Annotated in this window: 8 protein-coding genes and 1 pseudogene; all 9 read left to right on the plus strand. The window is 43.4% G+C overall.

Annotated features, from left to right (window positions below):
• On the plus strand, positions 1-187 hold a 187-nt coding region (locus tag AC075L_RS07020; protein WP_476387429.1), incomplete at its 5' end, for a hypothetical protein.
• 299 nt (positions 188-486) lie between these two features.
• Positions 487-977 (plus strand): annotated as a pseudogene (locus AC075L_RS07025) (DEAD/DEAH box helicase family protein).
• 178 nt (positions 978-1,155) lie between these two features.
• Positions 1,156-1,491, plus strand: coding sequence for a helicase-related protein (locus AC075L_RS07030; RefSeq protein ID WP_476387430.1), 336 nt, complete (start codon positions 1,156-1,158; stop codon positions 1,489-1,491).
• Positions 1,492-1,606: 115 nt separating this feature from the next.
• Positions 1,607-2,086: a hypothetical protein gene (locus tag AC075L_RS07035; protein ID WP_476387431.1), complete on the plus strand. Its 480-nt coding sequence runs from the start codon at positions 1,607-1,609 to the stop codon at positions 2,084-2,086.
• Between the two features lie 228 nt (positions 2,087-2,314).
• Positions 2,315-2,521 carry a hypothetical protein gene (locus AC075L_RS07040; RefSeq protein WP_476387432.1) on the plus strand — a complete coding sequence of 69 codons (207 nt, stop codon included), beginning with the start codon at positions 2,315-2,317 and terminating at the stop codon, positions 2,519-2,521.
• Positions 2,522-2,599: 78 nt separating this feature from the next.
• Positions 2,600-3,208, plus strand: coding sequence for a hypothetical protein (locus tag AC075L_RS07045; protein WP_476387433.1), 609 nt, complete (start codon positions 2,600-2,602; stop codon positions 3,206-3,208).
• Positions 3,209-3,441: 233 nt separating this feature from the next.
• Positions 3,442-4,008 (plus strand): hypothetical protein, encoded by a 567-nt coding sequence (locus AC075L_RS07050; RefSeq protein WP_476387434.1) that lies wholly within the window; start codon positions 3,442-3,444, stop codon positions 4,006-4,008.
• Entirely contained in the window at positions 3,908-4,915 is a 1,008-nt protein-coding gene (locus AC075L_RS07055) for a hypothetical protein (protein WP_476387435.1), read from the plus strand. The genes AC075L_RS07050 and AC075L_RS07055 overlap by 101 nt, the downstream gene beginning before the upstream one ends.
• 31 nt (positions 4,916-4,946) lie before the next feature.
• On the plus strand, positions 4,947-5,573 hold the full coding sequence (locus tag AC075L_RS07060; protein ID WP_476387436.1) for a hypothetical protein: 627 nt from the start codon (positions 4,947-4,949) through the stop codon (positions 5,571-5,573).
• Positions 5,574-5,729: the final 156 nt, after the last annotated feature.

Genomic DNA, 5,729 nt, shown 5'->3' on the forward strand with positions numbered 1-5,729 from the left:
CAACCTAGATAGGCGTTTTCGCATTTATCGTGAAACGCTTTCGCGTTTTTCGTGCGCCGCTTCAATGGTTGCTGCTGACAGTCGCTGGATACAGACCAGCTGGTACGAAGGCGGCCTGCAGGAAAAAGATGTGGCAGAGGCGGTCAGGATCCTGCAAAACAAGGAGGTGCGTCCTGAATGCACATAATGAGTTTTGAGGAATTTCTCGAAAATGAAAAACCGGAAATGTCCGTGATCATCCAGAGAGTAGCGGACAGGTATAAGAAGAATTACAAAAATACATTAAAGAGACAGCATGTTCCGAAATATCAGTACAAAAATTTATGCCAAAAAGCATGGAAAGTTTTTCGGAAGACAAAGGATTTCGATGCAGCGGTTAAAAAGGAAATGATGCAGGGAAAAGAAAGCAGGAAGTTCTTTAACCCGAAGTATCGGAAAGAAGCCGAAGCCCTGTATGACCAATACCTGGAAGAAATGCATGCCCGGATGGAAGAGGAGCGTCTTAAGAATGCGGTGCTGACTGCGATCCCCGAACGGATTAGGGATGCATACCCTGCTGCGAGACAGCTTAAACGCAGGTTCGTCCTGCATATTGGTCCGACAAATTCCGGAAAGACCTACGAGGCCTGCAGAAGTTCCAAAATGCAGAGGAGGCAGTATATCTGGCTCCTCTTAGGCTCCTGGCTCTGGAAGTATATGAGACTACAAATATGTTCCTCCCATGTTCCCTGCTGACCGGAGAGGAAGAGGACATCATGCCCGGAGCCACACATATCTCAGAAACCATAGAGATGGCAGATCTTTCCCGTCATTATGATATGGCGGTCATTGACGAGGCTCAGATGATCAGTGATCCTAGCCGCGGAGGTGCATGGACAGCTGCTATCCTTGGACTCTGTGCGGATCGAGATCCACATTTGTATGGCTCCACATGCGGAATCCATTATCCGGAAACTGATCGCATACTGCGAAGATGAGGTTGTGGGAAACAGACCGCAGGGACAGGATGACGCCGCTTATCGAAGACACAGAAGACTTTTCCTTCCCGGAAAGCGTGATGCGGGGGGATGCACTGATCGTGTTCTCCAAGAAAAGCGTGATCTCCTGCGCTGCGGAGCTTCAGGCAAAAGGAATCTCCTGCAGGCATGATCTACGGTGCCCTGCGCGTATGAGACGAGACGGGCCGAAACAGACCGGTTTGCGAAAGGCGAAACAATTCCTGTCGTGGTTGCTACGGATGCGATCGGCATGGGATTAAACCTTCCGGTAAAGAGAGTGGTATTTCTGGAAACGGAAAAATTTGACGGATATGGCAGGAGGGACCTGCTGTCGGAAGAGATACAGCAGATTGCCGGACGTGCAGGACGAAAAGGACTCTATGAATGCGGATACTATACTTCATCAAAGAGAAAAAGTTTTATCCGCAGCAGCATGACCAGGTCTCCGTCAGCGATACTGTTTGCCCGTCTGGGTTTTCGCGGATGCTCATAGAGGTGGAAGGAAAGCTGTCGGAAGTGATGAAACGATGGATACATATTGAGACGGAATCATTTTTCTGAAAACTGACCTGACCGAGGAACTGGGACTGTGTCAGTGGCTGGAGGGTTTGACGGATGATAAGGAGATAACCTATCGTCTTATGTACATTCCGTTTAATACGGAAAATCCGGAACTGCTTACTCTCTGGAAAGAAAGCGCCAAAATGGTGATTGACAGGGGATATGTGGACATTGATGATCCGGTGTGTCAGCTGGACGAAGAATTCGGGGAAGCAGTCTGTGAGGGCGATACGAACAAAAAAATCCAAGCACTGGAAGTTCTGCATCAGAAATATGACATGTTCCACAATTTTGTCCGTCTCTTTGGAATGCCGGGGAGACAAAACTGGGATAAGAATCTGATACGTAAGAGAAAAAAGGAAATCTCAAAAGAGCTGACAGATACGATCAGGGAAAAGAAGCTGAAGAGACGGAAGTGTATGGTCTGCGGAAGGAACCTGCCATTTGGCTACCCATATAAACTGTGCCAGCCCTGCTTTGAGAAAAAGAAGTTTTTTGAGGATTTTTTTGAGACTGCGGATATGTAACTCAAATTAGCAAAAAAAAGCACCGAAACCGGTGCTTTTTGTGATCATGGTAAATTCTATGCTTATGGCTGCATATTTGATCATCGTCGGATTGACCGCCTGGTCATTGGTACAAAGTTTTGGTATTAAGGAAATTTCTGTGGAAGCGGAAATTAAATATATCTTTTCAGTAGAATATCCCGGCAGATCGGAGACGGATACTGACGCTGCTCTGCAGATATTCGTACAATGGCAGGGAATACGAGGAAAAGGTCTTCCGCGAAGATTCCTGCAGAAAAAGGAGACAAGATCAACATTGTAATTGACGCAGACCACCCAGATATTGTCATTGGGTTTTCCCAGAAATCAAAAGTAATCTTTCTGTTCGTAATGCTTGGGGTCATGGCGGTGTTTGCCATTGTTCTTCTTATTGAGAACTTCAGGCTTAAGGAATGACGTATTTTCCGCGGATATTCCAGTTGTATGGTACAATAGAATTACAAAAACAGCATGGATATCGAAAAGGAGAAAACAATGGCAAAGAATGAAGATGGATATGAAAAATATCTGGGATATATTGAGGACAACTTAGATGAGGTAACAGAAAAGGTTACAGGGATTTTCAATGAGAGAAAGAAAGGTCTTGCTGCAACGCTTTGCGGAATGCTTCGGGAAGCAGTGTCCTGTGCTACCCATTATGAGTGGAGAAGAGGAGATTGTCCTTACGATACCTCCGGGGAAATAAAGGACTGTGGTGATATAGATTTAAATATTTCCATCGCCGATTTTCTGGAAGAGGAATATACTGGTGGTGCAAAAGCAACATATGTCAGTGGACATGGTCTTTCATATGAAACATATCAGGATTCCCTTACCAATGATACAATCACGCTATGTGAAAATGTCCTGAGGGATGCAGTCAGGATCTGCCTGCAGGAGGCATTTCCTGAGGACGAGGTGTCAGAAAGAGATGCAGAGGAAGTGATCTATGAATGTCATGATGACATTTATGATAATTGTCCGGCAGAAAGGTTTTGGCCATGCAGCGGGGCTTTGGAATATTGCGGGATTGATACAGAAATGCCGCTTAAATCGTTGTTTGATACAAAGAAAGAGAAAATTGTAGCGTTCAGAGTAAAATAGAGCCGTTTACCATTCATTTTTTTGTCTTTCGTTTTTGGGCATCTGCGGGGTTCGGAATTAACCGCGGATGTCTTTTTTGCGCATATAATTTCGTTTTTTATCATATTAATTAAATTGACTCCCACAAGTAGTATATTTTGAAATACGAAAAAGTGAATTCTAATTCACTTTTTTATTTTGTTTCACCGTTTTTCATTTTCTTTCCGTATCAAATACGAAAGGAGAATGTAAAAATGAATGATACTATCTACAGAGGAATGAGAGACCTTGTCTATGTAGCTCTTGGAAAAACAGCTTACAGTAACAGTTCTGAGTATCTGGAGTTAAAAAAGCATTTCAGATACCCTGGCGAGGTACTGGAGCGTATGGAACAGTACGGATATTCATCCAATGACGATTATATCTCTTTCATGGAGGTCGTACTGTGGATGAAGGAGACTCTGTCAGCAAAGCAGATGGAAGAGATGTTCGTCGGAACCCAGCTGGAAGACTTTGTAAAGAGAACAAAGGAAAAAGCAGGAGATAACCTGTATCTGCTGTACGAGCTTTATCTTTATGAAAAGAGCAGCAGAAAGCAGATCCTGACAGCTGTCAGTAAGACTCCATTGGAAACAATCGCCGGATTCCTTGACTGGATGACATCCAACAGGCTTTTTGGAGCTGCGGACTATTCCCTTGCAAAGGATACTCGTCCTTTCCATGGACGGAGAGTTAAAGACCCTGAACAGACTGAATGCCGTAAAAGATGCCGATCTGTTTATCCATCTGATCAAATTTGCTTTCAGGCTGGTATGCCATGATTCCATGTTTAAATCTGACGAGGATTATAAACGGTTGGATTTGACCGGACTGCTTGTTGCTTTAAAAGATCTTTATTCAGAACCGGTAGGCAAATCTTCCAAAAAAGTCCTGGAACAGATGGGATTTTCCGAAATGGACATCCTTAATCTGAACTGCGGGATCTGGCTTATCAAGGATCAAAAGCCTTACTGCTGCAACTCAGAGATCAAATGGTGGAGATTAAAGAAACGCTGGCTCCAGTCTTTGTTTGTACAGAAAGAAGAGATCACGATCAATCCAGTTATTGAAAAAATGATGGAGATGGAAATGCCCAGAAAGATCGATGGGGAAAATCTTACAAGAGAATTCTATCTGGAAGGATTTTCAGCAGAGATCCCTGATATCCAGAATTCCTATCTTTTGTTTGATCAGTTGACCAGACGATTGGATGAAAACGGATATGCCTCCGATAACAGCATGAATAATGTTTTTAAATGGAAGTGTATATGTAAAAACCATGATCTTTCAGTTATGGGGGATGTGCTTTGGCTGAAAGGCCTGCTGGCGTATCTGAATCCTCAGGGGATCTCTTTTAACAGAAATATCTCAACAGGAGCTGATCGGAACAAACAGATCTATGCAGAAGTGATCAAGAACTGTGAAAACCTGGAAGAAAAGCAGGAAATATTAAAGGAAATCTTCCAGAAAGATGTAAAGGAATTCATTTACCAGAATCCCGCTTTCTTCAGAACAGAATTTCTTGACCCGCTGTTTATTTCCGGCTTTCTGGACATGGACAGATATTACAAAGAGAACAGCAACGCTGCTGCGGGGTATTTAAAAAACATAGAATATCCTTTCCAGCTCGCTTTTTCTGCAGAAGTTCTGCGAGGACAGAAACTGGCAGTTTACTACCGGGGAAGCTGAATTTTTAAAAACAGCTGTTAAGGACAGCTGGATGGTAAGTCTGGCTTATTCAAATAAGTCGACCGATACCTGTTTTCAGCGTTTTTCTTCGGAAGAAAAGAAACTTCTCCTGGGGCTTGTGTGTGAACTTTGTGTCCGTATTTCTCACATCTGCAGACTTGACCTTTTGATGGCGGGATTAATTGCAAATACGGAAACAAGACTCATACTCGGAGAAGAGATTTCCCAGGAGTGGTACCGGATCTTAAAACAGCGTGATTTTGGATATCAGGATTCCCTTGATCGGGATTTCCTTTCCGCGGAGGATTATCAAAAGATCCAGAAACAAAAAGAAGAACAGAAGGAGAAAGAAAGACAGGACCGGGAGGCGAGAGAAGTAGAAATACGGAAAGCGTCGCTGGAAGCAGAACTTCAGGGACTCACCATCAAGGAAGCGGCTAAAGTTTTCGCAGGTAAAGTTCCGCCTTTTGTTTTTTCAGATAGAGAGCGGACTCTTGCTTCATTGGAAGTGTATAAGGAACACTTTGAGGATAAAGAGATTTTTACCGAAAAAAAAGTGATCTGTAAATTAATGAAGTTCTTTCTGGACTGCTATGAAAACAATTATATTACGAAACCAGTCCTGATGAATAAACTGGGACTGCTTAAGGAGGAATAAGGATGAATTACCTGGAAAACATGAACAAAAATCTGGAACTTTTAGATCTTGTGGAAAAATACGATGTTACGACATATTCGTTAAGAAGCATGCGCAGCAAGGAAGATGCAATTAAAAACCTTAAGGGACTCCGGGTGGAGCTTCTCAGGGTTTCCC

This window comes from Blautia sp. ZXY-1-B12, assembly GCF_056339915.1.